The organism is Stenotrophomonas ginsengisoli, assembly GCF_001431485.1.
GTDB lineage: Bacteria > Pseudomonadota > Gammaproteobacteria > Xanthomonadales > Xanthomonadaceae > Stenotrophomonas > Stenotrophomonas ginsengisoli.
Map to the genome: position 1 here is coordinate 48965 of NZ_LDJM01000008.1, position 25129 is coordinate 74093.

Sequence of the window (25129 nt, forward strand, 5' to 3'; positions counted from 1 at the left end):
CCGATGTCTTTGCTGTTGCGCCTGTGCGCATTGATCACCCTGGCCGGTACTGCCTTCAGCGCCAGCGCAGCCGATGAGAAGGACCTGCTGCCGGTCGATGAGGCCTTCGTGCTGGAAGCCAGCGCCGCCAGCCGCGAGCGCATCGACCTGCAATGGCAGATTGCCGATGGCTATTACCTCTATCGCCACCGCACCCGCGTGGTTGCCGCTAGCGGTTTTGCCGCCGGCGACCTGCAGCTGCCGGCCGGCAAGGCCCACACCGATGAGTTCTTCGGCCCGGTGGAGACCTACCGCAAGCAGCTCAGCGCACACCTGCCCGGCCAGGCCAGCGAAGGCAGCCAGCGGGTCAGCCTGGAAGTGCATTACCAGGGCTGCGCGGACATCGGCATCTGCTATCCGCCGCAAAAGCGCACGCTCAATGTCAGCCTGCCGGCCGCCACCGCGGCTACCGTGGGCAGCAGGCCGCTTGCCGGCCTGCTCAACAACCTGCCCGGCCTGGGTGGCAACAATCCCGGCCCGGGCACCGGCCTGCGCCTGCCCGGCAGTGACGCCGGCCCCGGCCTGCCGCTGCCGGCCGAACAGGCCTACCGCCTGGAGGCCGTGGCCGATGGCGGCAACACCCTGCTGCTGCGCTTCACCCCGGCCGCCGGCTATTACCTGTACCGCGACCGCAGCGCCTTCACCATCGAGGGTCTGGACGGGGTCCGCGCCGGCACCCCGAACTGGCCGGCCGGCAAGCAGCACCACGACGAATATTTCGGCCACACGGTGGTCTATTTCGACCCGATCGAGCTGAAGCTGCCGCTGCGCCGGCTGGCCGAAGGCGGCGGCAGTGCGACCTTGGTGGCGACCTTCCAGGGCTGCCAGGACCAGGGCATCTGCTATCCGCCGATGACCCGCCGCATCCGCGTGGACATCCCGCGTGGCCGCATCGACCCCGGCCCGGCCACCCCGGCGACGGCCACCGCCGCCAACGGCACCGCCAAGCCGGCCCTGCCGCCGGCCACCGTGGTCAGCCCGCAGCAGGAGCCGGCCGCCCATCTGGACAACCCGGCCACGGCCAACCTACCGGCCCCGCCGGGCAGCCTGATGGTGCGTCCGCGCGCCACCACCCAGGTGCCGGCCAGTGTCGATGCCAGTGCCGACAACGCCCTGCGCTCCACCCCGCCGCCGGCCGCGCCGGCCGACAACAGCAACCGCCTGTGGCTGGCCCTGCTGCTGGCCCTGGCCGGCGGCCTGCTCCTGAACCTGATGCCGTGCGTGCTGCCGGTGCTCTCGCTCAAGGCCCTGGGCCTGGCCCAGAGCGGTGCCAGCCGTGACCACGCCCGTGGCCATGCGCTGTGGTACACCGCCGGCGTGCTGACCGCCTTCACCGCCATTGGCGGCCTGGTCATCGCCCTGCGTGCGGCCGGCCAGGCTGCCGGCTGGGGCTTCCAACTGCAGCAGCCGCTGTTTGTGGCGGTGCTGGTCTATCTGATGTTTGCGATGGGCCTGAGCCTGTCGGGCGTGTTCAACATCGGCCGCGGCGGGGTCGGCCCGTTCAGCCGCCTGCTCGGCCAGCGCAGCGGCCCGGCCGGCGATTTCCTCACCGGGGTGCTGGCCTGCGTGATGGCCAGCCCCTGCATTGCCCCGTTCATGGGTGGCGCCCTGGCCTATGCCTTCACCGCCCCGCCGCTGCTGGCCCTGCTGGTGTTTGCCATGCTCGGCCTCGGCCTGGCCCTGCCGTTCCTGCTGATCGGCTTCATCCCGGCCCTGGCCGACCGTCTGCCGCGTCCGGGCGCGTGGATGGAAACCTTCAAGCAGCTGATGGCCTTCCCGATGTACCTCACCGCCGTCTGGCTGCTGTGGGTGCTGGGCAAGCAGCGCGGCGTGGATGGCATTGCCCTGCTGCTGGCCGGCCTGACCGTGCTCGCCCTGGCCCTGTGGTGGGCCGAGCGCAGCCTGTGGCGCGAACGCCGCACCATGGCCAGCATCGCCCTGCTGCTGGCCGCCTGCGCCCTGTTGCCGATCGGCCTGGTGGCGCGCCTGCCGGCACCGGCCACGGTGGCCAGCAGTGGCAGCGGCCATGTCGCCTACGACGCCAACCTGCTGGACCGCCTGCGTGCCGACAACCGCGTGGTGTTCGTCAACATGACCGCCGACTGGTGCGTGACCTGCAAGGCCAATGAGCGCAACGTCATCGAACGTGCCGCCTTCAGCGACATCCTGCGGCGTACCGATGCGGTCTACATGCGTGGTGACTGGACCAACGTGGACCCGGCCATCAGCGCCTTCCTGAGCGAGCACAAGGCCGTCGGGGTGCCGTTGTACGTGGTCTACGGCCCCGGCGCACCGCCGCGGGTCCTGCCCACGGTGCTGAGCCAGACCGTGGTCGAAGACGCCCTGCTGCGGGCCGCCCGGTGAGCCTGCGCGGCCGCTGGCTGGCAGTGATTGCCACCGCGGCCGCAGCCGGCGTGCTGGCCGGCCAGTGGGCCGGTGGCCATTTCGCCGCCCCACCCTCGCCGGACCTGGCCGGCATGGCGCCGGGCGGCGCGGTGGAAGGCCAGCGCCTGCCCGACGACATGACCTTGAGCCTGCGCGATGGCCGCCCCCTGCGTCTGGCCGAACTGCGTGGCCGGCCGCTGCTGATCAATGTGTGGGCCAGCTGGTGTGCACCCTGCATCGAGGAAATGCCGGAACTTGCAGCCTTCTCCGCCGAACAGGGCGAAACCGGCGTGCGGGTGATCGGCCTGGCCCTGGATACGCCCGAGGCCGTGGAAGCCTTCCTGGCCCGGGTCCCGGTGCCTTATCCGATCGCCATCGAACCGCCCGGCCCGGCCGACAGCAGCGTGGCCCTGGGCAATGCGCGCGGCCTGCTGCCCTACACGGTATTGATCGATGCCGATGGGCGCCTGCACAAACGCAAACTGGGGCCGTTCGCGCCCGGCGAGATTGCCGGCTGGGCCCACAGGGCCAACTGATCCGGCATCCATACGCCAACGAATTTCAAACATTCGTTTCAAACACCCGTAACTTCGGCGAACTGGACAGTATCGCCAGCTTGCCGCAGACTCTGGATCTTCATTCCGCGACGCGTTGTTTCGATGGCTCGACTGCTGGTACTGCATGGCCCCAACCTCAACCTGCTCGGCACGCGTGAGCCGGCGGTCTATGGCCACACCACCCTTGCCGACATCAACGCCAGTCTGCAGGCCACGGCCGAGGCCGCCGGCCACCAGCTGGAAAGCCTGCAGTCCAACGCCGAGCACACCCTGGTCGACCGCATCCAGGCCGCGCGCAGTGACGGCACCGCGTTCATCCTGATCAACCCGGCCGCTTTCACCCATACCTCGGTGGCGATCCGCGACGCCCTGGCCGCGGTGGCGATCCCGTTCATCGAAATCCACCTGTCCAACCCGCATGCACGTGAACCCTTCCGTGCGCACAGCTATTTCTCCGACAAGGCCGTCGGGGTGATCTGCGGGTTTGGCGCCGACAGTTACCGCTATGCGCTGGATGCAGCGCTGGCCCGGCTTTAACCGACCCTTCCGCGCGCCCCACCGCTGCGGACATCCCTGACACAAGCAAGTAGAGGCACTCATGGATCTGCGTAAAATCAAGAAGTTGATCGACCTGCTGGAAGAATCCAACCTGGCCGAGATCGAGATCAAGGAAGGCGAGGAATCGGTTCGTCTGTCCCGCGCGCCGACCGGTGCCTACGCCGTTGCCGCACCGATGATGGCCGCCCCGATGGCCGCCGCACCGGCCCCGGCCCCGGCCATGCCGATGAGCTCGCCCACCGAAGCCCCGACCGGTGGCAGCAAGCCGGCCGCCAATGCCCTGCCCGACGGCCAGGTCCAGCGCGCGCCGATGGTCGGCACCTTCTATTCCTCTTCGGCCCCGGACAAGCCGGCCTTCGTCAGCGTCGGCCAGACCGTCAAGGCCGGCGACACCCTGGCCATCATCGAAGCGATGAAGATGTTCAACCCGATCGAAGCCGAGTTCTCCGGCACCGTGGTGGCCATCCTGGGCACCAACGGCCAGCCGGTCGAGTTTGACCAGCCGCTGTTCGTGATCGCCTGAGGGCGCAGCCATGATCGAGAAGGTCGTCATCGCCAACCGAGGCGAAATCGCATTGCGCATCGTGCGGGCCTGCCAGGCGCTGGGCATCCGCACCGTGGCCGTGCATTCCACCGTGGACCGCAACCTCAAGCACGTGGCGATGGCCGATGAATCGGTGTGCATCGGCCCGGGCCCGTCTGCGGAAAGCTACCTGAACATGCCGCGCATCATTGCCGCGGCCGAAGTCACCGATGCCCAGGCCATCCACCCGGGCTACGGCTTCCTGTCGGAAAACGCCGACTTCGCCGAGCGTGTGGAGCAGTCCGGTTTCATCTTCATCGGCCCGCGCGCCGAGACCATCCGCCTGATGGGCGACAAGGTCGAGGCGATCCGTGCGATGAAGGCGGCCGGCGTGCCCTGCGTGCCCGGCTCGGGCGGCCCACTGGGCGAGGACATCGTGGCCAACACGCGCATCGCGCGCGAGATCGGCTACCCGGTGATCATCAAGGCTTCCGGCGGCGGCGGCGGCCGTGGCATGCGCGTGGTGCATGCCGAAGGCGCGCTGAAGTCCTCCATCGAGACCACCAAGAGTGAAGCCAAGGCCGCGTTCGGCAATGGCGAGGTGTACATGGAGAAGTACCTGGAAAATCCGCGCCATGTGGAAATCCAGGTGCTGGCCGACGGCCAGGGCAATGCCATCCACCTGGGCGAACGCGACTGCTCGATGCAGCGCCGCCACCAGAAGGTGGTGGAAGAAGCCCCGGCACCGGGCATCACCCCGGAACTGCGCGCACAGATCGGCAAGGTCTGCGTGGATGCCTGCATCCGCATCGGCTACCGCGGCGCCGGCACCTTCGAATTCCTGTTTGAAGGCGGCAAGTTCTATTTCATCGAAATGAACACCCGCGTGCAGGTCGAACACCCGGTCACCGAAATGGTCACCGGTATCGACCTGGTCGCCGAGCAGCTGCGCGTGGCCGCTGGCCAGAAGCTGACCATCAAGCAGGAAGACGTGGTGCTCACCGGCCATGCCATCGAGTGCCGCATCAACGCCGAGGACCCGGAAAGCTTCATGCCGCACCCGGGCACCATCACCGCGTTCCATCCGCCGGGTGGCCCGGGCGTGCGTGTGGATACCCACATCTACGCCGGTTACAAGGTGCCGCCGAACTACGACTCGATGATCGGCAAGCTGATCGTGCACGGCCCGGATCGTGAAACCGCCATCGCCCGCATGCGGGTGGCGTTGAACGAAACCGTGGTGGAAGGCATCAAGACCAACATCCCGCTGCAGCAGCGCATCATGCGCGATGTCGGCTTCCAGACCGGTGGGCAGAACATCCACTACCTGGAAAAGCGTCTGGCCGAGCGCAAGACCAAGTCGATCGAACTGACCTGAGTGGCAACACCGCAGGCATGAAAAAGGCGGGCATTGCCCGCCTTTTTCCTTGCCCTTCCGGCACCGGCAAAGATCAGCGCGCGCCGGTTTTCTCAGCAGTGACCTGGCTGCCTTCCAGCGGCTGGGTGCCCAGCGGCGAGGCCGGGTCCAGGATCAGCACCGTCTCGGCCGAGCCGTCCGGCCACAGGATCTGCAATGAGCTGCCCGCCGGCAGGGTCGAGAACGGCATGCCCGACTGCGCCCGGTACACCGCTGCGGCCTGGCTGGCCCCGGCACGGCGCTGGTCCAGCGGCGAATCCACCGTGGTCAGCTTGACCTGGGACAGGTTGCGGTACTCGTGCGTGTCGATCAGCAGCACTCCCACCGCAGCGGCCGAATACGCCACCAGCAGGAACACCCACAGCCAGAAGCGGGCACCGTGGAGCAGACGGCGATGTTTCATGAGCGCACCCCGCGAGGACGGCGCAGCTGGTTGATCAACTGGTTCATTTTTTCCACACCCTGCGGCGGCACCGCCGCATCGAACACGAAAGACTCAAAATCCTGGTCGGGCTTGCGCGAGCAGATCCCGGCGTTGGCACAATAACTGCTCATCAGCACACTGTCCGGTCCGCAGGCCATGCCCAGCCGGCATGCCGCCACCTGCCAGGCCAATTGTGTGAACTGGGTCCCAGCCACTGCATCGTGCAAAGCCGCATCACCAGCGGCCACTGCGCCCATCGCCGGTGACAGGGCCAGAAAGGCTTCCGGGTCCTGGGACTGGATCACCCGCTCCACCAACTGGCGGCGGTAATCATCGTCATCGCTCAGCGGCTGCCCCATGGCCAACAGCGCTGCTTCGGCGGCCAGGTGGCCCGCCTGTGCGGCGCGCCGGCGCTGCAGCACGATGCCCGCGTGGCCGGGCTGGTCGGCGGGGGCAAACCCATGGCAGCGCTGGCCCAGGCGGGAGCGCGCGGCAACCAGCGCCTGCAGCGGGCCGCCACCTGCCGTGGCCAGCAACCGGTCATCCAGCGCATAGCCCTGCGGGTCCTGCAGGTATTGCCCGCAATAGTCATGGATACGGCTCAGCGTCCAGCCCGCCTGGGCGTCACCAGCAGCGACGGCGTATTGCAACTGACGGGCGTAGTCATACAGATTGCCGCGCCCTTCCAGGCCAGCAGCCATATCCAGTGGCAGGGCGGGGATGGCATTGCCGGCCGGCTGGTCGTCGCGCTGCCGGGAAAGCCCCAGCACCCGGGTGGTGGCTGGCAACAGGCTGCTGACCGGCAATGGTGCCGGTGCCTCCAGCCCCGCCTGCGGCAGACGCTGGCCCACGGCCACGCCCAGCAACAGCAGTGCCCCGGCCAGTACCGGCAGCAGCAAGACAAGACGTCGTTGGAGAAAGGGCTGCAGCGGAGGCATGGTCTGGGCGCGAAGCGGGCCTGGACAGGAGGCTGGAGTTTAGCCGCTGTACCGGCAAGCGGGCTGAATTGGCCACACCGGGGCGCGCATTCCGACGCCGGCTCGTCTACGATGCCCGCTTCTGCCTTGTTGTTTCCCAAGCCCCATGCCCTTTCTCGAACTCACCCTGCGTTGCACCGAAACCACCCAGCCGCGCTATGAAAATGCGCTGGATGACGTCGGCGCACTGTCGGTCACCCTGCTCGATGCCGATGCAGACACCAGCAACGAGCGGGCGATCCTGGAGCCGGGCGTGGGCGAAACCCCGCTGTGGGGCGAACTGATCCTCACTGCCCTGTTCGATGCCGATACCAATGCGCTGGCCCTGCTGGCCGCCCTGGAATCCTTCGACCCGGGCCTGGAGTGGTCCGGGGTGAGCTTCCGTGCGGTGGCCGACGAGGACTGGGAGCGCGCCTGGCTGGATACCTTCCAGCCGATGTCCTTCGGCCGTCGTACCTGGATCGTGCCGTGGAACCACGAGCTGCCCGACGCCGCCCAGGTTGCCGATGCGGCCATCGTGCGTCTGGATCCGGGCCTGGCTTTCGGCTCGGGCACCCATCCGACCACCGCGCTGTGCCTGCGCTGGCTGGACCAGCTGGCCGACGAGGGCAAGCTGGCCGGGCAGACCGTGCTGGATTTCGGCTGTGGCTCGGGCATCCTCGCCCTGGCTGCCCTCAAGCTGGGCGCCGCAGCCGCAGTGGGCGTGGACAACGACCCGCAGGCCATCATCGCCACCCATGACAATGGGCAGCGCAATGGCGTGAGCATTGCCACCTATCTGCCCGAGGACGAGCCGGCAGACACCTATCCGGTGGTGGTGGCCAACATCCTGGCCGTGGCCCTGGATGCCTTGGCCGAGGTCCTGGCCAGCCGTGTCGCCACCGGCGGCGTGATTGCCCTGTCAGGCATCCTGCATGGCCAGGAAGACGAACTGCTGCAGCGCTATGCGCAGTGGTTCGACGACCTGGTTGCCACCCAGGATGGCGACTGGATGCGCATCACCGGCCGCCGCCGCTGATCCCATGAGCCAGCACCAGCCGCCCCGCCAGTCCCTGGCCGCCCTGTTGCGCAGCCCGGCCCCCTCCCCGGTGGCCGCGCCGGCTGCTGACGATGTGCCGGCCAGCACACCGCAGCCCGTGCAGGAGGAGCCGGCGCGTGCTGACACCGCCGCACCGCAGCCGTTGCCCGACAGTGCTGACAACGCGCCTGCCGCCACCGCGCCGGCGGCCAGTGATGCGGCCCCCACCTTCCTGCGCCAGGGCCCGCCTGGCCCGCAGATGGCCCGCTGGCAATGGCTGCTGGCCGCCGGCCTGGCGGCCTTGCTGGTGTTGCAGGTGGTGCTGGCCGACCGCTCGCGCCTGGCCAGCGACCCGGCCCACCGACCGTGGCTGGAAAACCTGTGCGGGGTGCTGCGCTGCCGCCTGCCGACCTGGCAGGAGCCGGAAGCGTTCAACATGCTCCAGCGCAGCGTGCTGCCGGTGCCCGGCCAGCCCGGCACCCTGCAGGTGGAAGCCAGCTTCCGCAACGACGCCCGCTGGCGCCAGGCCCTGCCCTTGATCGAACTGACCCTGTCCACCGCCGATGGCCAGGTCAGTGGCCAGCGCATCTTCGCCCCGGCCGAATACCTGGGCAGCGACGCGCCAGCCTGGCTGGAACCGGGCCAGAGCGCCCAGGCCAGCTTCCAGCTGGTGGAGCCGGCACCGGCCGCCGAAGCCTTCCATTTCCGCTTCCGCTGACGCCCGCAGATGGTCATTTGATCGCCAGCGCGCTAAACTGCGCGCCTGCACGGCTGCGCTGTCAGCCCGACCATTTCGCTGGAAACTCCCTTGAACGTACCCGTCTCCCGTCCTGACAACAGTCGTGGCGTCCCCCGCCCGCCGTTGCGTGAAAGCGTCGCCCATGCCGTTCGCCGCTACCTGCGCGACCTGGATGGCTGCGATGCCGATGACGTGTACGAGGTGGTCCTGCGCGAGATGGAAATCCCGTTGTTCACCGAAGTGCTCAACCACTGCGAAGGCAACCAGAGCCGCGCCGCGGCGATGCTCGGCATCCACCGTGCCACCCTGCGCAAGAAGCTGCGCGAATACGGCCTGATCCCGGCCTGAGCTCTCCCTGCTGCCGGCCCTGCCCGGCAGCGCGCGGCATACCGCCCGCGCCTTCAGCCGCCAGCCTTCCAGTAGTAGCGCACCACATGGAAGAACACCGGGGCGGCAAAACACACCGAATCCAGGCGGTCGAGCATGCCGCCATGGCCCTCGATCATGTGGCCCCAGTCCTTGATCCCGCGGTCGCGCTTGATCGCCGACATCACCAGCCCGCCCCAGAAGCCCATCAGGTTGATCAGCAGTGACAGCCCGAAGGCCTGCAGCGGGGTGAACGGTGTGATCCACCACAGCGCCATGCCCAGCAGGCTGGCACTGAGCACGCCGCCGACAAAGCCTTCCACGGTCTTGGACGGTGACAGCTTCGGTGCGATCAGGCGCTTGCCCAGCAGCTTGCCCCAGATGTACTGCAGCACGTCCGAGGACTGCACCACCAGCACCATGAAGGCGAACAGCAGCACGTTGCGGTGGCTGTCATATCCGGGCACCTGCAGGTTGAGCAGCAACGGCACGTGGGAAATGCAGAACACGCAGATCATCAGCCCCCACTGCACCTTGGCCGTGCGCTCCAGGTAGTGGGTGGTGTCGCCACCGATGGTGGCCAGGATCGGCAGGAACAGGAACGCATAGACCGGGATCAGCAGGGTGTACAGGCCGTACCAGTCGATCCAGACCAGGTAGTACTGCCACGGCAGCACGATGTAGAAGGCGGCCAGCAGGGCGTAGTAATCGCCGGAGCGGGTCGGCGCCAGGGTGATGAACTCGCGCAGGGCAAACAGCGAGATCAAGGCAAACAGCACGATCACCCCGGCCCGGTCGAACAACAGGGCCAGGCCGATGACGATGGCCATCACCCACCAGGCACGGATGCGCGAGACCAGGTTGGCCACCACCGCACTGGGCTGGCCACGCCGGCGCTGCCTCCAGCTCAGGGTTTCCGCGATCACGGTGGCCAGCACCAGCACCGCGCCGATGCCGGCAAACAGCAGGCCGGTCTGCTGGCCGACGCTGCGCGTGGCCAGCTCGCCGGAAAACAGCATCAACCCGCTCATGCGCGGCCTCCGGCCGGTGCCAGCTGCAGCAGTGCCTGGGCGGTGCGCTGCAGGAAGGCGGCCTTGCCCTCGCCGGCCTGCAGGCGCAGCGGCGCGCCGAAGCTGGCCGTGCACAGCAGCGGCAACGGCAGCAGCCGGCCCTTGGGCATCACCCGCTTGAGGTTGTCGATCCACACCGGCACGAACTCCAGCTCCGGGCGCTGCCGGGCCAGGTGGTAGATGCCGCTCTTGAATGGCAGCAGCGGCTCCTCGCCGGTATTGCGCGTGCCTTCCGGGAACAGGATCAGCGACGCCCCGCCATCGACCGCATCGCACAATACCTGCAGCGGGTCGTGCTGGCGCCCGGCCGCCTCGCGCTGCACCAGCACGCCGTTGAACACCGCATCGATCAGGTAACGGCGCAGGCCATCGCGCTGCCAGTAGTCGGCCGCGGCCACCGGGCGTACCTGGCGGCGCAATGCCGGCGGCATCGAGGACCAGATCAACACGAAGTCGCCATGGCTGGCGTGGTTGCCGTAGTAGATGCGGCGTTCGCACGAGGGCGCGCAGCCCAGCCACAGCGCGCGCGCGCCGGTGAGCACATGGATGGCGCCACTGCAGGCGCGGGCAATCAGGTCGGCAAACATCGGCATCTCCCCTTCACGGCTGCGGCCAGAGCACGGCCAGCAGCAACAACAGCGTCTGCACACCGGTCATCAGGTATTGCCCGCGCAGCAGGCCACGCATGCCCGCCCAGCGCAGGTCCCAGCCACGCAGCGCGCCCTGGGCGCGGCGGCGCAGGCCGGTAGCGGCCAGCAGCTGGTCCACCCGCTGTGCCGCCGCCTCACCGTGCAGGCCTTCGTCCAGCAGCAGCCGCAGCAGGTCGGCATCCAGCTGCACGCGCCAGGCATAAAACCCCTGCACCAGGCCGGCCAGCACGCTGGCCAGCAACAGGGCCATCGGCAACAGGCCGGCGTTCGGCAACAGGCCCAGCAGCACCAAGGCGGCCAACAGCAGGGCCAGTGACAGCCACGCCGGCCCACGCCCCTGGCGCAGCAGCAAGTGCATGGCGGCATGATCGGGCAGCGCGCTCATGGCCGTACTCCGGCGGCAGCGGCAATGGCGGCCCGATGGGCCGGCCCCAGCACCACCTGCGGCCGCACCGCCCGCAGTTGCGCCAGTGCCTGCTCAAGGCTGGAAGCATGGCCACTGCGCAGCAGCCACACCGCCACACTGGCCGCACTGCGTGAATAACCCAGGGCGCAGCACACCAGCACCGGGCCATTGCCGCGCAGGCGCTCGATCGCCCCGGCCGCCTCGACCAGCTGCGCAGGTGAAGGCACCACCAGGTCCAGCATCGGCACGCTGGCATAGGCCGGCGCCGCCACCTTGCAGGACAGCTCGGCGCAGACATCCACCACCGCCAGCAACGGCGCCGGCAAGCGGCGGGCCGGCATCCTGCCCAGCCAGACATCGGCGGCCACCGCCACCGGCTGCGGCGCGCGCTGCGTCCACAGCCGCGAATTGAGCCAGGCCGCGGCCAGATACGGGGCCAGCAGCCAGCGCGCGGCCATGCTCAAACGGCCATCGGCCCGTTTCTGCAACACATTCGTGCCCAGCCCGGCATAGGCCAGGGCCACCAGCAGCACGGACACCACCGGCCACAACAGCCACAGCGCCGCACCGCCGACGACAACTGCCGGCAACAGCAGCACCACCCCGCCCAGCAGGTAATACGCGGCCAGGCGCCAGCGCCGGCCATCGCCATGCCATTGCCAGGCCCGCAATGGCGGTGTGCCCTGCTCCGGCCACAGCCATACGCACAGCCAACCCACCAGGGCCCCGGTCGGGATATCGATGAAGTGGTGCTGGTAGGTGGTCAGCACCGACACCCCGATCAACAACGCCCAGCCATGCAGCAGCCAGCGCCAGCCACCGTGCAGGTACTGGGCAAACTTCACCCACAGCACCACCAGCAACACGATGTGCAGTGACGGCGCCTGGTTGAACGGCTTGTCAAAACCCAGCAGCACATCGAACAACCAGCCGAACACGCCCTCGGTCTGCGGCCGGGTGAAGCTGAAACGCAGCGGCCACAACAAGAAGCAGGCAACGGCGATCAATTGCGCGCTGAGCAGGCGCAGCGCATGCCGGTCCAGCTCCAGCCGCTGCCGGCACAGCAGCAGCGATACCGCGTAGAACACATCAATTGACCAGTACGGCACGATCGTCCACGGTACAAAGGGCATGCCGGCCTCCCAGCCGAACACCACCACCGGCACCTGCGCCCGGGTGCTGGCATACCAGTTGGCAAAGCCATAACTGGCAAAGAAGAACGGGCCGAGCAGGGCCAGCCACAGCAGCGCCCGCCGCCACGGCCGTGCAGTGGGTGCAGGCGACACCGCCGCTGCCCCCAGGCTCACGCGCACCGGCGTGCCAGGCACACGCTGAAGATGCCGAAGCCATCGATGCGCTGGGTCACCTTCTCAAAGCCGGCCAGGCGCACCAGCTCGTCCATTTCCTGCTGGGTGCGCCGGCGCATCACCCAGGCCGCGCCGTCGCGGTGGCTGGTCAGGGCCCGGGCAATGAACTCCAGCTGCGGGTGCCAGGGCTGGCCGGTATAGGCCAGGTAGCCGCCGGGCGGCACCGCCGCGGCAATCCCCTGGAGCGAACGCAGCACCGCATCGTTGTCGGCAAACAGCTCGTACAGGCCGGACACCACCGCCAGTGTCGGCGCCGGGTCCAGCGTGGCCAGCTGGGCCGGATCAAACGCATCGCCCTGTTCGAAGCGGGCGATGTCACCGGCGCCGAGTGCGGCGATCAACGCCTGGCCCTGGCTGACGTTGAGCGCGCTGAAATCACGCAGCACGATCTGCTCGGCCCGCTGTTCACCACTGCCCAGCGCCTCCAGCACGTAGCGGCCATGGCCGGCGGCCACGTCCAGCACCCGCACCGGCATTCCCTGCGCGCGCAGCCGGCCGGCCGCCTCGCGCAGCAGCTGTTGCAGGTGCTGGCCACGGATGCGGATGCCGCGCCAGCCGATCGCATCCAGGTAGTTGCGGTCCACCAGACGCCCCAGCGGGCCCTTGCCGCGGGCCTGGTTGCGGTAGATGTAGTCCAGCGTGCTGCCCGAATCAAAGCCGGTCTCAAGGCCCAGGGCGATGCCTTCGGACAGCTTGCCGCCCAGGCGCAGGCCGGCCCTCACCCCGCGCCAGCGCAGGTCGGCCAGGCTGTTGCGCTGTGGCGGCCAGGACAGGATCTCGGCCTCGTCGAAGGTCGGCCCATGGCGGTGGGCATCACGCCGCGACAGCTGCCACAGCGGCTGGGCAAAACGGGCCTGCACGAACTGGCGGATACGGGCCACGGCCGGGGCGCGGTCACGCTCGCCCAGGGTGTCGTGGAAGAAACCGGGCAGGTGCACGCGCTCCTTCACCGGGCTGGACAGGCGCTCGTAGAAGCGGTCCTGCGGGCCACGGTGGACCACGAAATCGGCACCGGACACCAACAGCTGCACCGGCACACTGATGGCCTGGGCATCGGCCACCACCCGGTCGGCGGCCGCGTACAGGCCCAGCAGCACGCGCACTGAAATCGGCCGGGTAATCAGCGGATCACTGCGGTAGCTTTCCACCCGCTGCGCATCGTGGGTCAGCCACTGCGGCTTGACGTAGCTGTTGACGAAGAAGTTGCCGCGCAGCTTGTGCATCAGGGCCAGGCCGGGGCGGGCAAAGGGCACGTACAGCTTGACCTTGAACGCCGGCGAGGCCAGCACCAGGGCGCGCAGGCGCGGCGCGTAGTCGTGCACCCAGGTGGCGGCCACCACCGCGCCCACACTCTGCGCGATGACCACGATGTCCTCCACCGCAATGCAGTGCTCGCTGCCGATATGGGCGATGAAGCTGTCCAGGTCACGCACCAGGGCATCAAAGCCCGGCGCGTCGCCGCGCTCACCGGGCGAGCGGCCGTTGCCGCGTGCATCCCAGGCAAAGAAGGCGGTATCGGGCAGGTCCAGCTCGTCGACCAGGTGGGTCACCCGGCCGGAATGCTCATGGCCACGGTGCAGCAGCACGATGGCCCGTGGCGGGGTGTTGCCCGCCATGGCCGGCCAATACCGGTAGTACAGCGCCTGCTCATCGAAACTGGAAAACTGCCGCTCCTGCTGCTGCCTCATGACGCTGATCCTTGTGCCTGTGCAATCGTGGTGGGTGTGGCCGTTCCTGGCCTGTTGTCGTGGTCTGCGTTGCTGCTGTCCGCCTCAGCCCTGCCCTGCTCCCGCTGCGGCCTCGGCCAGGCCCAGGCGCACCCGCTTGACCAGAGTCCACAGGCACAGCCCGGCCATGGCCGCGACCACGACGTTGAGCACGCTGGCCGCCAGCCAGCTGCCGGCCAGCAACACGCCGGCCAGGCCAATCACAAAGGCGCGGTCACTCTTGCCCATCGGGCCGTCATAGCGGCGGCTGGCGCCGACCATCAGGCCGAGCACACCGGCGTATTCACTCACGGCGGCGGCCCAGGCCAGCAGCCACAGCCACGCGGCCTGCGCTCCCGGCACGCTGAGCAGGCTCAGGTACAGCGCTGCATCGGCGACCACGTCGCACAGTTCATTGAGGTAGGCCCCCAGTGCGGACTGCTGGCCGAACTCGCGTGCCAGCATGCCGTCCACGGCGTTGAGCGCCATGCGCAGCAGCATCCACAGCGGCAGGGCCAGGTAGAGCAATGGCTGGGACGGGGCATAGCGCCAGACCAGCGCGGCCACCAGCAGCGACACCAGCGCGGCGGCCACGGTCACGCTGTTGGCGCTGACACCGGCCCGGTACAGCGCCCCCACGACGGGGCGCAACAGGTTCTGGAAACGTCCTTTCAATGCATAGATCGACACGATCTTCGCCCTGCGGTTCCTGGCAGTGTTGGCCACAGCCTACCCCAGCAGTGGCCCCGGCCCGCAAGCGCGGCGCCTTCAGGTACGCCTCTGGCCCGGGTGCCGGCAGCGCCAGCCACAACGCGGCGGGGCGATACAACATGCCCTCCGTCACGCGACGCCATCCAAGGCCGCGGCCTACAATACAGCCCCCGCTCCCACCGCTGTGATCCGCACCATGGCTTGTGATCTGCTGCCCGTCCGCCGGGCCCTGCTTTCCGTTTCCGACAAGACCGGCCTGATTGAACTGGCCAGCGCACTCAACGCACGCGGCGTTGAACTGCTCTCCACCGGCGGCACCGCCAAGGCCATCCGCGACGCCGGCCTGCCGGTCAAGGATGTGAGTGACGTCACCGGTTTCCCGGAAATGATGGATGGCCGGGTCAAGACCCTGCACCCGATGGTCCACGGCGGCCTGCTCGGCCGCGCCGGTCTTGATGATGCAGTGATGGCCCAGCACGGCATCGCCGCCATCGACCTGCTGGTGCTGAACCTGTACCCGTTCGAGTCGGTCACCGCCAAGGCAGACTGCACGCTGGAAGATGCGGTGGAGAACATCGACATCGGCGGCCCGGCCATGCTGCGCTCTGCTGCCAAGAACTTCGCCCGCGTCGCCGTGGCCACCAGCCCGGACCAGTACGCCGGCCTGATCGCCGAGCTGCAGGCCAACGACGGCCAGCTCTCCGCGGCCCAGCGTTTTGCCCTGTCGGTGGCCGCGTTCAACCGCGTGGCACAGTACGACGCGGCGATCAGCAACTACCTGTCGGCCGTGACCGAAACCAGCGCGGTGCCGGTGCGTGCCGAATACCCGGCGCAGATGAATTCGTCCTTCGTGAAGGTGATGGACCTGCGCTACGGCGAGAACCCGCACCAGACCGGCGCCTTCTACCGTGACCTGTACCCGGTGCCGGGCACCCTGGCCACGTTTGAACAGCTGCAGGGCAAGGAACTGAGCTACAACAACCTGGCCGATGCCGATGCCGCGCTGGAATGCGTGCGTCAGTTCGAGGTGCCGGCCTGCGTCATCGTCAAGCACGCCAACCCGTGCGGCGTGGCCGTCGCCCCGTCGCTGGCCGATGCCTATGAAAAGGCCTACGGCACCGACCCGACCAGCGCCTTCGGCGGCATCATCGCCTTCAACCAGCCGGTGGACGCCGCGCTGATGGCCTCCATCCTGGACCGCCAGTTCGTTGAAGTGCTGATCGCCCCGGACTACAGCGCCGACGCCCTGGCCTACGCGACCAAGAAGGCCAACGTGCGCGTGCTGCGCATCCCGCAGGGTGCGGGCCGCAACAACTACGACACCAAGCGCATCGGTTCGGGCCTGCTGATCCAGTCGGCCGACAACCGCGGCATGAGCGTTGCTGAGCTGACCACGGTGACCACCCGTGCCCCGGGCGAGGCCGAGCTGCGCGACCTGCTGTTTGCCTGGCGCGTGGCCAAGTACGTCAAGTCCAACGCGATTGTGTATGCCAAGGACGAGCGCACCATTGGCGTGGGCGCCGGCCAGATGAGCCGCGTGTATTCGGCCCGCATCGCCGGGATCAAGGCCAATGACGCCGGCCTGGTCGTGCCGGGTTCGGTGATGGCCTCGGACGCCTTCTTCCCGTTCCGTGATGGCCTGGACGCCGCTGCCGAAGCCGGCATCACCGCGGTGATCCAGCCGGGCGGTTCGATGCGCGATGCCGAAGTGATCGCCGCTGCCAACGAACACGGCATCGCCATGGTGTTCACCGGCGTGCGCCACTTCCGCCACTAAAAGGAGCCAGCCCATGCGCACACGCAACCTGACCTCCAGCGCGTGTGCGCTGCTGCTCACTGCCGGGCTGGCCGCTTGCGGCCAGTCCGGTGACGGCCCGGCCGGCACCGATGCGGCCAGCACCGATGCCGCGCCCAGTGCACCGGCACAGCTGAGCCCGACCGAGCGCGACAAGCGCCTGCAGGCCTGGCGCAACACCACCTATGGCGAGCAGGCCAGTGCCGACCAGGCCTGGCGTGACCGCGACAACAACCGCCCCCTGCACCGTTACCAGTGCCTGGATGAGGCGGTGGAGATTGCCGGCATCCAGCACAGCCTGGTGGCGGTGTGCGCCAACCGCGACGATGCCGCCGCCGACGAGGCCGGCCTGCTCGACCTGTGGCTGCTGCGCGCCGATGCCAATGGCGGCCTGGAAACCGTGGATGGCCGGCGCGGCATCACCCTGGGCAGTGGCGGTGTGGTCGGCGAAGTGTCCCTGATCACCCTCGGTGCGGACATCCCCGGCGTGGCCATCCAGGCCGGCGTGGGCGATGCCAATCAGGCCATGCAGGGCGAAACCGTGCTGGTGGCCGCCCACCACGGCCAGCTGCGTCAGGTGGCGCGCTTTGCCAGCCACTACGACAACCAGGCCCAGCTGCAGTGCCAGGACGATGCCGACATCCAAGACCAGGACGACGACGGCGCGGCCACGGACAGCGCCGCCGCCACCGCCGGTGCGCCGGACTGCGAAGCCGGCCTGCGCCAGCTGCGCACCACCTGGCAGGCCGATACCAGCAGCCAGCGCGAAGGTTTCTGGCCGCTGCAGCTTTCCCACAGCGGCGTGGCCTGCGGCAGCGCGGTGATCGAAAACCTGCGCCTGGATTACGACCCCGGCCTGCGCCACTACCCCACCCCGGAACTGGACAACCGCTGCCCATGAACCTGCGCCTGTTGCCCCTGTTTGCCGTGCTTGCCCTTGCCAGCGCCTGCCAGGGCAACGGCCTGGGCCAGGCCCGTGAGGCGGCCCTTGCCGCCAGCAACGCCAAACTGCCTGCGCCCTACCGCGATGGCCTGATCACCGAACGCGCCTATGCCGGCGGCGTGGACCTGGTGCTGGACATCCGCTTTGCCGATGCCCGCGTGGCCCAGCTGGAGGCCAAGCCACACCTGCGTGATGCGCTGTTGGCCGACGAAACCGAGGCCATGGCCGAGCTGTGCGCCGATGCCGCGCTCAAACCCTATCTGGCTGCTGGCGGCGTGGTCCGCCGGCGCTTCATCGATGCCGACGGTGCGCTGTTCTTCGAAGCCACCCTGCCGGCCAACAGCTGCCCCACTTCCTGACCCTTACGGACACCCCACGCGCATGAAGATTCTGGTTATCGGTTCCGGCGGCCGCGAGCACGCCCTGGCCTGGAAGTTGGCCCAGTCCTCCCGCGTCACTGAAGTGCTGGTGGCGCCGGGCAATGCCGGCACCGCCAGCGAAGCAAAGTGCCGCAACGTCGCGGTCAAGGTCACCGACATCGACGGCCTGCTCGCCCTGGCCCAGTCTGAAGGCGTGGGCCTGACCGTGGTCGGCCCGGAAGTGCCGCTGGTGCTGGGCGTGGTCGATGCCTTCCGCGCCGCCTCCTTGCGCATCTTCGGGCCCACCGCCGCCGCCGCCCAGCTGGAAGGCAGCAAGGCGTTCGCCAAGGATTTCCTCGCCCGCCACGGCATTCCCACCGCGTTCTACGCCGTGCACACCGAGGTGGAGCCGGCCCTGGCCTATGTGCGCGAGAAGGGCGCCCCCATCGTGATCAAGGCCGATGGCCTGGCCGCCGGCAAGGGCGTGATCGTGGCCATGACCCTGGCCGAGGCCGAGGACGCCGTGCGCGACATGCTGTCCGGCAATGCCTTCGGCGATGCCGGCGCCCGCGTGGTGATCGAGGAATTTCTGGAAGGTGAGGAAGCCAGCTTCATTTCGATGGTCGATGGCAGCACCGCCCTGCCGATGGCCACCAGCCAGGACCACAAGCGCGTGGGCGATGGCGACACCGGCCCCAACACCGGCGGCATGGGCGCCTACTCCCCGGCCCCGGTGGTGACCGCCGACGTGCATGCACGCGTGATGCGCGAGGTGGTCAACCCGACCGTGCAGGGCATGATCGCCGACGGCGTGCCGTTCACCGGCTTCCTGTACGCCGGCCTGATGATCGACGCCAGCGGCGCACCCAAGGTCATCGAATTCAACGTGCGCTTCGGCGACCCGGAAACCCAGCCGGTGATGCTGCGCCTGCAGTCCGACCTGGTGGACCTGGTTGAAGCGGCGATTGACGGCAAGCTGGCCGACACCACCGCCCAGTGGGACGAGCGCCCGAGCCTGGGCGTGGTGATGGCCGCCAAACCGTACCCGGAAAGCCCGATCACCGGTGATGTGATCGCCGGCCTGGACAGCGACGTGGGCGACATCAACCACGGCGGTGCCAAGGTGTTCCACGCCGGTACCGCACTCGATGCCGATGGCAACATCATCTCTGCCGGCGGCCGCGTGCTCTGCGTTGCCGCCCTGGGTTCCTCGGTGGCCGATGCCCAGGCCAATGCCTACAACGGTGTGGCCAAGGTCAGCTGGGCCAACGAGTTCCACCGCAACGACATCGGCTGGCGCGCGATTGCGCGTGAGCAGCAGGGGTAACTGCAGAAGGCGCGAGAGCGCTGGACATGGATGGATGACAAGACGGGGCGCCCTTTGGGCGCCCTGTTATTTTTTGTGTGCAAGACAACTGTCCCCGGTGGCACCAAGCAGGGAAGAAGGCGGTCCCGCCATGCCCGTTGCTGGCTCGCTGCCTCCTAGGCATCATCAGCCTGCAGCCGGACTGGCTGCTTGGAAGAGGCCCGGGGGAGGGCGACAACATGCGCTTGGAAGCAGTCAGCATCAAAAATTTTCGCTGCTATGGGGAAGAGGTTCGAGTCGAGCTGGGCGACCTGACAACCTTTATCGGAAGGAATGACATCGGAAAATCTACCGTCCTTGAAGCCTTGGAGATTTTCTTCAATGACGATCTTGTCTCCATGGAACAAGGGGATGCACACGTCCACAACGTCGGCAAAGACGTGTCCATCACCTGCGAGTTCTCGCGGCTGCCGCCCACACTGACTTTGGACGCGGGGGCCGAAACAACTTTGGCCGACGAATACCTGCTAGCCAACGATGGGCGACTGAAGATCAGGAAGACCTTTGATTGCAAAAGCAAAAAGCCATCCGCAGACGTTCTGGTCATTGCCAACCATCCCACAGCGGCCGACTGCGCCAACCTACTGGAACTCAAAGAAAATGATCTCCAAAAGCGGGTGAGAGCTCTGGGTTTAGACGTTGCTCTTAAGGGCAATCCCGGGATGCGTCGCGCGATTTGGGCGGCTGCCGCCGACCTCCAGCTTCAGGAAGTCGCTATTCCCGTGGGCAAGTCCAAGGAAGACGTGAAGCGAATCTGGGAGCAGATCGAGCCGCACCTACCCATGTTCGCTCTTTTTCAAAGCGACCGGAGCAGCCGAGACTCAGACGACGAAGTCCAGAGCCCAATGAAAGCAGCAGTGGCAGCGGCGATCGCGGAAGTCCAAGACGATATCGCTCGAATCCAGGCAAAGGTTCGGGAGAAGGCGGAAGAGATCGCCCAGAACACACATGCGGCCCTTGCCACCATCGATCCAAACCTTGCCAGCAAGCTAACGCCAGAGTTCAGCCCACCCACCCCAGCCAAATGGCAAGGGCTCTTCTCCCTGGGTCTGAACACTGATGACGGCATCCCACTGAACAAGCGAGGAAGCGGTGTACGGCGCCTGGTTTTGGTCAGCTTCTTTAAAGCCGAAGCCGAACGTCGCCTTAGGACCAGCATCAAGCGCAGCATCATCTATGCCATTGAGGAGCCGGAAACAGCACAGCACCCGAACAACCAGCGCATTCTCATTGACTCCTTCAAAATGCTCTCGGAGGATCCGGGATGCCAAGTGATCTTGACCACCCATAGTCCTGGCTTTGCCTCCTCCTTACCCCAAGACAGTATTCGGTATGTCTCGCGCCATCCGGAATCTGGCAAGCCCCAGATCCAATCAGGGATGGATGTTTTCGGACAGGTCGCGGAGGCACTCGGCGTTACCCCGGACAGCCGCGTCCAAGTCCTTGTATGCGTCGAAGGGCCCACCGATGTTTTGTCGTTGAAGGCTCTTTCCAATGCACTTCATCAGGACGATGCAACACTGCCCAATCTGGCGTCGGATGATCGCCTGGCCTTCATCGTCTTGGGTGGTGGCACGCTGGAACACTGGGTCAATCAGAATTATCTGCGTGCGCTCAATAAACGGGAAGTTCATATCTACGACGGGGACGTGGCGAAGTATGCTCAGTCGGTAGATTTGGTAAATGCACGAATAGATGGCTCTTGGGCCGTTCGCACGACCAAGCACGAGATTGAGAGCTACTTGCATACGGACGCCATTTCGCTCGCTTTCGGCGTGGAAGTAGATATCTTCGACCATCCCGTCAACGGCAAGGCAACGCCCAAGCTCTTCGCTGAAGCCTACTCGGCGCATGTTGGGCACGGAGCACCATTGGGAGACAACAAGGCCAAAGGAAAACTAGCTCAATTCGCGTTCCCGATGATGACCGCAGCCATGCTGGACGAACGTGATCCGGATGGAGAGATTCGCGGCTGGATGAGACGTCTGGGCGAAATGCTGGCGTAGTACACGAGGATCGGGGTCACAGGATCATCACGACGATCGGGGTCAGGTTCACTTACCCGGTTGATAGCCGAGCCAACGAGGTCAAGCTCACTCAATTGCGATCAATCTGCCTTGTCGACAAGGACGAAATGCACACCATTGCTGCGCAGCTGGGCGGCAGTGAGGATGGCCATGTGCTGCGGCAAGGTGCGGGCCTGCAGGGCGATCAGGTTGGCGTTGAAGCCGGCGCTGCGCAGCCAGGCTTCGTAGGTGGATTTGTTGTTGGTGGCAAATTGCGCATGGTGCTGGCACTGCTCGCGCTCCGGCGAGGGCATCACCTCGGGAAACCTCAGGGTCAGGTTCACTTACCAGTTCAAAGTAAGAACCCGGGTCAGAGTGCACTTGCCGCTTAAAGCCAGCGCGAACTCACAGCGGCAGCCGTCGGGCGATGTAGTTGACCGCATTCCCCATGGCATCCGGGTCGGTGTTGCTCAGGCCAACCAACACATAGCCGGCTTCGGGCAGCACCCAGAACACGGCGTTCTGGCCGGGGACGCCGCCTTCGTGGCCGAACTGGCGTGCGGGCCCAATGCCGCTGACCATGAAACCGTAGCCATACCAATCCTTGTGGTTCTGCGCGACGGTGGCCTGCTGCAGCAATGCCGGGTCCAGCAGCGTGCCATCGAGCAGGGCCTGGCCGAACTTGAGCAGATCCCCGGCGGTGCTGTAGCCACCACCAGCCGCGGTACCACGCCATGGCAATGAGACCGTCTCCGGCAGCCAACGCCCCTCGAATTTGGCATAGCCCACCGCCCGCCCCGGCACGGCCTCGCTTTCGGGCAAGGCACCGGTAGCGGTCATCCCGGCCGGTGCAAATACGTGGGCCTGCACGTAGTCGTAGTACGACTGCCCGCTCACCGCCTCGATGATGGCGCCCAGCACGATATAGCCGTAGTTGGAATAACCATCCTCAGCACCGGGGGCATGCTGCGGCTGCTGCGCGGCATAGCGGGCGATGTAATCGGTATGGGTACGCAGGGTGCTGGCATGCGCACTGAAATCCTCACCGAACACATCGCCCAAGCCACTGGTGTGGTTGAGCAGCTGGCGCACGCTGATGCCACGCGCAGCGGCATTGCCGGGGTAATCGGGCAAATGCGCGGCAATGGGGTCATCCAGTGAGAGCTGCCCGGCCTGCACCAGTTGCAACACCGCCACGGCGGTGAACATCTTGCCCAGCGAGGCAATGCGCAACTGCGTATCGGCGCGCATCTGCACACCACCGGCACGGTCGGCCAGGCCGCCCTGCCAGGCAAAAAGCGTCTGCCCGTCCTTGGCCAGCTGTACGCAGCCGGCCACGGCATCGTCGGCCAACAGGCCGTCCAGGCGTTTGCCGGCAGCATCCAGCAAGGCAGGCATGGCCAAGCGTGCAGGCTGGAACTGTGGCGGTGTCTGCGCACCCTCGATCTGGAACAAGCTCACCACGGGCTTCTTACTGCCGCTCATGGCCAGGGTCACCAGCAAGGTCCGTTCGCTGTCATCCGCGCGCACCAGGGCCTGCACTCGCTCGTCGTTGCTGGCCTGCACGGCCAGCAAGCTGAAAGGCCCCATGGATTGCCGCAGGCCAAAACCCGGCCGCTGCTCACCCTCCATGTTGTAGGTGGATATCAGCTGCTGTTGCGCTTGTGCATCACCACTGTTGAAGGCAGCCAGCCATTGATGGAACACCGCCTCAGGCAGGCCGGCAGCCACGGCATTGCCGCAAGCCAGCAACATGACAAGAAAACACCGCAATCCATAGCGCACAGGCTTCCCCACACTGTCTGCTTGATCAATCCGCCCGCCACTGCATCGCTACCCGCGTTGCACTTGGCGGCACTGTGGCGGGTACGTTCCAGAAAACAATACCACCCTGAAAAAACGCGACTGCTGACGCCCTGCGAGATTACAGCAGAACAGCGACAAGCCAAGGAAAAACTGACTATGGTCAAACCCGACCACTTCCGCCAACCACCGTCACAGATCAATGCATCCGTTATGGAAGATCAAGGATTCACGTTAGGATCGGGACGGATCGCACGGAGTGACAGCGGTGAACGACCAGCCAAGAAAACAAGCCATTTCCCATGCACTGAATGCAACGCTGATGGCTCTGGTGTGTGCCACGGCCGCATGCGCACCGGCAACGGAGTTCGACCGTGAAGCGTGGCGTACCGAGGGCGAGAAAGACCTCGAACAGACCAAACGCTGGGCAATGGCGGATACCGTTCTGCGCCACATCACCCCGGGCATGGCACGCGAACAGGTGATCGCCGAACTGGGGCAACCCGATAGCAGCACATCTCATGCGGCTGATTTGACTGATGTCTATTATCTGGGCGTGCCCGACCTTTCCATGCACATGGTCCAGCTTGACCTGCGCTACTCGCAGCAGAGGTTGATCTCCATCCGCTATACACACTGATGGACACGATCAGGAATAAATGTATGTCGAGATCAGGCTGACCTGCAGTAACAACACTGGGCCCATCAATCCGCCTTGTCCACCAGCACGAAATCCACGCCATTACTGCGCAGCTGTGCGGCAGTGAGGATGGCCATGTCCTGCGGCAAGGTGCGGGCCTGCAGGGCGATCAGGTTGGCATTGAAACCGGCGCTGCGCAGCCAGGCTTCGTAGGTGGATTTGTTGTTGGTGGCAAATTGCGCGTGGTGCTGGCACTGCTCGCGCTCCGGCGAGGGCATCACTTCGCACTGGGCCGTCCATTGGTGCAGGCCGATCACCGCATCCGGCTCCAACTGGCGCGAAAACGCCGCCGCCCACAGCGCCACGCAGATGCTGGCGCAATGCGATTTGGCCCGCACGATGAGGTTGTGCCGGTTGATGACCCGCGCCGCCTCGAAGCCTTCCATCATGTAGCCACCACCGCTGGTGATGTCGATGCGCTGCAGGCCACGGTTCTCGGCCAGCAAACCGGCCAACTGACGGGCAAAGTGGCGCCCGACGCCACCTTCAATGCGCAACACCGTGCCACCTTCCAGCAAGGTCATGCGGGCCAGGTCCACCTCGCGCCGCTCGGTAGCCGCCTGGCCACGCATCACCATGACCCCGGAGCCATCCTGCCCGGCCGGCGTTGCCGTATCGGGGCGTGTCGCCACGGCTGGCACCGCCTGCGCCTGCGGCCTGGCTTCTTCGCGCTTGCCGCCGATGAAATAACCCGCCACCAGGAGTACGCCAGCAGCGACAACCACATGCACCAGATTCAAGCCACGCGGTGCTGGCGGTTTACGAGAGGACGGTGGCGGCAAGCGTGATGGTGGCGGTGAGGCTGGCTGGGACATGGAAACCATCAATTACGCGGCAGGAGGCTGGCGTTTTAGCACAGCACTGACAAGCCAGCTCCGCTTGTCCTTTCAGCTGCCAGCCTGATCGCGACCGGTTCATGGCGATGACCTGCCTGCCCGCACCGTATCCTTCCTCTGTTAGGGTCTGCCCACCCCATCCGGAAGACACCTGATGACCCGCCTGACCGCCAAGGATTCAGCCCCCCCGGGCTGCTTGAGCTGCAAGACGGTTGCGTCCACGGCTAGCTGAGCCGGCGCGACTTTCACGAACGCGCTGCCACCTCTGCGGCAGGCAGCCTGACGGGGGCGGCATCCTGGCCGCGCTCAGCCCGTAAAACCCAGGCCACTTCAACCTGCCCCTGTCAGCCGAAACTGGCTTGGGAGCGCCCTCTGGCCTGGTTAGCGCGCTACCTGCGCTGAAACTGC

The 25129-nt window shown here is 66.7% G+C and carries 26 protein-coding genes; 15 read left to right on the forward strand and 11 right to left on the reverse strand.

What is annotated here, in order from left to right; genetic code table 11:
• Window positions 1–3 precede the first annotated feature (3 nt).
• From ABB30_RS03125 to accC, 5 genes are all read left to right on the forward strand, one after another.
• Window positions 4–2403 carry a protein-disulfide reductase DsbD domain-containing protein gene (locus ABB30_RS03125; protein ID WP_057636851.1) on the forward strand — a complete coding sequence of 800 codons (2400 nt, stop codon included), beginning with the start codon at window positions 4–6 and terminating at the stop codon, window positions 2401–2403.
• The gene (locus ABB30_RS03130; RefSeq protein WP_425477369.1) at window positions 2400–2960 is read left to right on the forward strand and encodes a TlpA family protein disulfide reductase; all 561 of its coding nucleotides are present in this window, start codon (window positions 2400–2402) and stop codon (window positions 2958–2960) included. Before ABB30_RS03125 ends, ABB30_RS03130 begins: the two co-directional genes overlap by 4 nt.
• Window positions 2961–3083: 123 nt before the next feature.
• Window positions 3084–3518: a type II 3-dehydroquinate dehydratase gene (gene aroQ, locus ABB30_RS03135; RefSeq protein ID WP_057636852.1), complete on the forward strand. Its 435-nt coding sequence runs from the start codon at window positions 3084–3086 to the stop codon at window positions 3516–3518.
• Between the two features lie 61 nt (window positions 3519–3579).
• Window positions 3580–4062: an acetyl-CoA carboxylase biotin carboxyl carrier protein gene (accB, locus tag ABB30_RS03140; RefSeq protein WP_057636853.1), complete on the forward strand. Its 483-nt coding sequence runs from the start codon at window positions 3580–3582 to the stop codon at window positions 4060–4062.
• A gap of 10 nt (window positions 4063–4072) precedes the next feature.
• Window positions 4073–5440, forward strand: coding sequence for an acetyl-CoA carboxylase biotin carboxylase subunit (gene accC / locus ABB30_RS03145; RefSeq protein ID WP_057636854.1), 1368 nt, complete (start codon window positions 4073–4075; stop codon window positions 5438–5440).
• Window positions 5441–5513: 73 nt separating this feature from the next.
• Here accC and ABB30_RS03150 read toward each other — a convergent pair whose 3' ends face one another.
• Window positions 5514–5882, reverse strand: coding sequence for a hypothetical protein (locus ABB30_RS03150; RefSeq protein ID WP_057636855.1), 369 nt, complete (start codon window positions 5880–5882; stop codon window positions 5514–5516).
• On the reverse strand, window positions 5879–6802 hold the full coding sequence (locus ABB30_RS03155; protein ID WP_245626404.1) for a hypothetical protein: 924 nt from the start codon (window positions 6800–6802) through the stop codon (window positions 5879–5881). The genes ABB30_RS03150 and ABB30_RS03155 overlap by 4 nt, the downstream gene beginning before the upstream one ends.
• A 184-nt stretch (window positions 6803–6986) precedes the next feature.
• Between ABB30_RS03155 and prmA the strand changes: the two genes are divergently transcribed.
• From prmA to fis, 3 genes are all read left to right on the forward strand, one after another.
• Window positions 6987–7898 carry a 50S ribosomal protein L11 methyltransferase gene (prmA, locus tag ABB30_RS03160; protein WP_057636856.1) on the forward strand — a complete coding sequence of 304 codons (912 nt, stop codon included), beginning with the start codon at window positions 6987–6989 and terminating at the stop codon, window positions 7896–7898.
• A gap of 4 nt (window positions 7899–7902) precedes the next feature.
• A complete protein-coding gene (locus ABB30_RS03165; protein WP_057636857.1) occupies window positions 7903–8616 on the forward strand; it encodes a DUF3426 domain-containing protein in 714 nt (237 codons plus the stop codon).
• 90 nt (window positions 8617–8706) lie between these two features.
• Window positions 8707–8985 (forward strand): DNA-binding transcriptional regulator Fis, encoded by a 279-nt coding sequence (fis, locus tag ABB30_RS03170; RefSeq protein WP_057636858.1) that lies wholly within the window; start codon window positions 8707–8709, stop codon window positions 8983–8985.
• 53 nt (window positions 8986–9038) lie between these two features.
• Here the strand turns inward: fis and ABB30_RS03175 are convergent, their stop codons facing one another.
• From ABB30_RS03175 to ABB30_RS03200, 6 genes are all read right to left on the reverse strand, one after another.
• Entirely contained in the window at window positions 9039–10034 is a 996-nt protein-coding gene (locus tag ABB30_RS03175; protein WP_057636859.1) for a phosphatidate cytidylyltransferase, read from the reverse strand.
• Window positions 10031–10660: a lysophospholipid acyltransferase family protein gene (locus tag ABB30_RS03180; protein WP_057636860.1), complete on the reverse strand. Its 630-nt coding sequence runs from the start codon at window positions 10658–10660 to the stop codon at window positions 10031–10033. Before ABB30_RS03180 ends, ABB30_RS03175 begins: the two co-directional genes overlap by 4 nt.
• 13 nt (window positions 10661–10673) lie before the next feature.
• Window positions 10674–11108, reverse strand: a complete 435-nt coding sequence (locus ABB30_RS03185; RefSeq protein WP_057636861.1) for a hypothetical protein — start codon at window positions 11106–11108, stop codon at window positions 10674–10676.
• Window positions 11105–12430 carry a phosphatase PAP2/dual specificity phosphatase family protein gene (locus ABB30_RS03190; protein ID WP_057636885.1) on the reverse strand — a complete coding sequence of 442 codons (1326 nt, stop codon included), beginning with the start codon at window positions 12428–12430 and terminating at the stop codon, window positions 11105–11107. The genes ABB30_RS03185 and ABB30_RS03190 overlap by 4 nt, the downstream gene beginning before the upstream one ends.
• Before the next feature lie 2 nt (window positions 12431–12432).
• Complete coding sequence (locus ABB30_RS03195; RefSeq protein WP_057636862.1) at window positions 12433–14184, reverse strand: bifunctional alpha/beta hydrolase/class I SAM-dependent methyltransferase; 1752 nt, start codon at window positions 14182–14184, stop codon at window positions 12433–12435.
• 84 nt (window positions 14185–14268) lie between these two features.
• Entirely contained in the window at window positions 14269–14895 is a 627-nt protein-coding gene (locus ABB30_RS03200) for a CDP-alcohol phosphatidyltransferase family protein (RefSeq protein WP_211263441.1), read from the reverse strand.
• 214 nt (window positions 14896–15109) lie between these two features.
• On the opposite strand from ABB30_RS03200, the gene purH reads away from it, so the two are divergent.
• The 5 genes from purH to ABB30_RS03225 all read left to right on the forward strand — a co-directional run bounded on the left by purH (window position 15110) and on the right by ABB30_RS03225 (window position 21382).
• On the forward strand, window positions 15110–16690 hold the full coding sequence (purH, locus tag ABB30_RS03205; RefSeq protein ID WP_057636864.1) for a bifunctional phosphoribosylaminoimidazolecarboxamide formyltransferase/IMP cyclohydrolase: 1581 nt from the start codon (window positions 15110–15112) through the stop codon (window positions 16688–16690).
• A gap of 13 nt (window positions 16691–16703) precedes the next feature.
• Complete coding sequence (locus ABB30_RS03210) at window positions 16704–17609, forward strand: hypothetical protein (RefSeq protein WP_057636865.1); 906 nt, start codon at window positions 16704–16706, stop codon at window positions 17607–17609.
• Window positions 17606–18010, forward strand: coding sequence for a hypothetical protein (locus tag ABB30_RS03215; protein WP_057636866.1), 405 nt, complete (start codon window positions 17606–17608; stop codon window positions 18008–18010). The genes ABB30_RS03210 and ABB30_RS03215 overlap by 4 nt, the downstream gene beginning before the upstream one ends.
• A 22-nt stretch (window positions 18011–18032) precedes the next feature.
• Window positions 18033–19337, forward strand: coding sequence for a phosphoribosylamine--glycine ligase (gene purD, locus ABB30_RS03220; protein WP_057636867.1), 1305 nt, complete (start codon window positions 18033–18035; stop codon window positions 19335–19337).
• Window positions 19338–19555: 218 nt separating this feature from the next.
• On the forward strand, window positions 19556–21382 hold the full coding sequence (locus ABB30_RS03225; protein WP_057636886.1) for an ATP-binding protein: 1827 nt from the start codon (window positions 19556–19558) through the stop codon (window positions 21380–21382).
• Window positions 21383–21483: 101 nt separating this feature from the next.
• On the opposite strand, the gene ABB30_RS03230 is transcribed toward ABB30_RS03225, so the two are convergent.
• Together ABB30_RS03230 and ABB30_RS03235 are read right to left on the reverse strand one after the other, a co-directional pair.
• Complete coding sequence (locus ABB30_RS03230) at window positions 21484–21726, reverse strand: hypothetical protein (RefSeq protein ID WP_152980526.1); 243 nt, start codon at window positions 21724–21726, stop codon at window positions 21484–21486.
• Window positions 21727–21787: 61 nt separating this feature from the next.
• Complete coding sequence (locus tag ABB30_RS03235; protein ID WP_057636869.1) at window positions 21788–23137, reverse strand: serine hydrolase domain-containing protein; 1350 nt, start codon at window positions 23135–23137, stop codon at window positions 21788–21790.
• 316 nt (window positions 23138–23453) lie between these two features.
• Here ABB30_RS03235 and ABB30_RS03240 point away from each other — a divergent pair, with 316 nt between their 5' ends.
• Window positions 23454–23825 (forward strand): hypothetical protein, encoded by a 372-nt coding sequence (locus ABB30_RS03240; RefSeq protein ID WP_152980527.1) that lies wholly within the window; start codon window positions 23454–23456, stop codon window positions 23823–23825.
• Between the two features lie 65 nt (window positions 23826–23890).
• Here ABB30_RS03240 and ABB30_RS03245 read toward each other — a convergent pair whose 3' ends face one another.
• Window positions 23891–24700, reverse strand: a complete 810-nt coding sequence (locus tag ABB30_RS03245; RefSeq protein ID WP_152980528.1) for a hypothetical protein — start codon at window positions 24698–24700, stop codon at window positions 23891–23893.
• A gap of 249 nt (window positions 24701–24949) precedes the next feature.
• Between ABB30_RS03245 and ABB30_RS16915 the strand changes: the two genes are divergently transcribed.
• Window positions 24950–25123 (forward strand): twin-arginine translocation signal domain-containing protein, encoded by a 174-nt coding sequence (locus tag ABB30_RS16915; protein WP_152980530.1) that lies wholly within the window; start codon window positions 24950–24952, stop codon window positions 25121–25123.
• The last annotated feature ends 6 nt before the right edge of the window (window positions 25124–25129 follow it).

Coding starts and splice junctions, on each gene's coding strand:
- ABB30_RS03195 (WP_057636862.1), bottom strand. CDS start 14,184: ATGAGGCAGCAGCAGGAGCGGCAGTTTTCCAGTTTCGATGAGCAGGCG.
- ABB30_RS03210 (WP_057636865.1), top strand. CDS start 16,704: ATGCGCACACGCAACCTGACCTCCAGCGCGTGTGCGCTGCTGCTCACT.
- aroQ (WP_057636852.1), top strand. CDS start 3,084: ATGGCTCGACTGCTGGTACTGCATGGCCCCAACCTCAACCTGCTCGGC.
- ABB30_RS03180 (WP_057636860.1), bottom strand. CDS start 10,660: ATGTTTGCCGACCTGATTGCCCGCGCCTGCAGTGGCGCCATCCATGTG.
- ABB30_RS03125 (WP_057636851.1), top strand. CDS start 4: ATGTCTTTGCTGTTGCGCCTGTGCGCATTGATCACCCTGGCCGGTACT.
- purH (WP_057636864.1), top strand. CDS start 15,110: ATGGCTTGTGATCTGCTGCCCGTCCGCCGGGCCCTGCTTTCCGTTTCC.
- accB (WP_057636853.1), top strand. CDS start 3,580: ATGGATCTGCGTAAAATCAAGAAGTTGATCGACCTGCTGGAAGAATCC.
- ABB30_RS03150 (WP_057636855.1), bottom strand. CDS start 5,882: ATGAAACATCGCCGTCTGCTCCACGGTGCCCGCTTCTGGCTGTGGGTG.
- prmA (WP_057636856.1), top strand. CDS start 6,987: ATGCCCTTTCTCGAACTCACCCTGCGTTGCACCGAAACCACCCAGCCG.
- ABB30_RS03215 (WP_057636866.1), top strand. CDS start 17,606: ATGAACCTGCGCCTGTTGCCCCTGTTTGCCGTGCTTGCCCTTGCCAGC.
- ABB30_RS03245 (WP_152980528.1), bottom strand. CDS start 24,700: ATGTCCCAGCCAGCCTCACCGCCACCATCACGCTTGCCGCCACCGTCC.
- accC (WP_057636854.1), top strand. CDS start 4,073: ATGATCGAGAAGGTCGTCATCGCCAACCGAGGCGAAATCGCATTGCGC.
- ABB30_RS03235 (WP_057636869.1), bottom strand. CDS start 23,137: ATGTTGCTGGCTTGCGGCAATGCCGTGGCTGCCGGCCTGCCTGAGGCG.
- ABB30_RS03165 (WP_057636857.1), top strand. CDS start 7,903: ATGAGCCAGCACCAGCCGCCCCGCCAGTCCCTGGCCGCCCTGTTGCGC.
- ABB30_RS03175 (WP_057636859.1), bottom strand. CDS start 10,034: ATGAGCGGGTTGATGCTGTTTTCCGGCGAGCTGGCCACGCGCAGCGTC.
- ABB30_RS03225 (WP_057636886.1), top strand. CDS start 19,556: ATGCGCTTGGAAGCAGTCAGCATCAAAAATTTTCGCTGCTATGGGGAA.
- purD (WP_057636867.1), top strand. CDS start 18,033: ATGAAGATTCTGGTTATCGGTTCCGGCGGCCGCGAGCACGCCCTGGCC.
- ABB30_RS03185 (WP_057636861.1), bottom strand. CDS start 11,108: ATGAGCGCGCTGCCCGATCATGCCGCCATGCACTTGCTGCTGCGCCAG.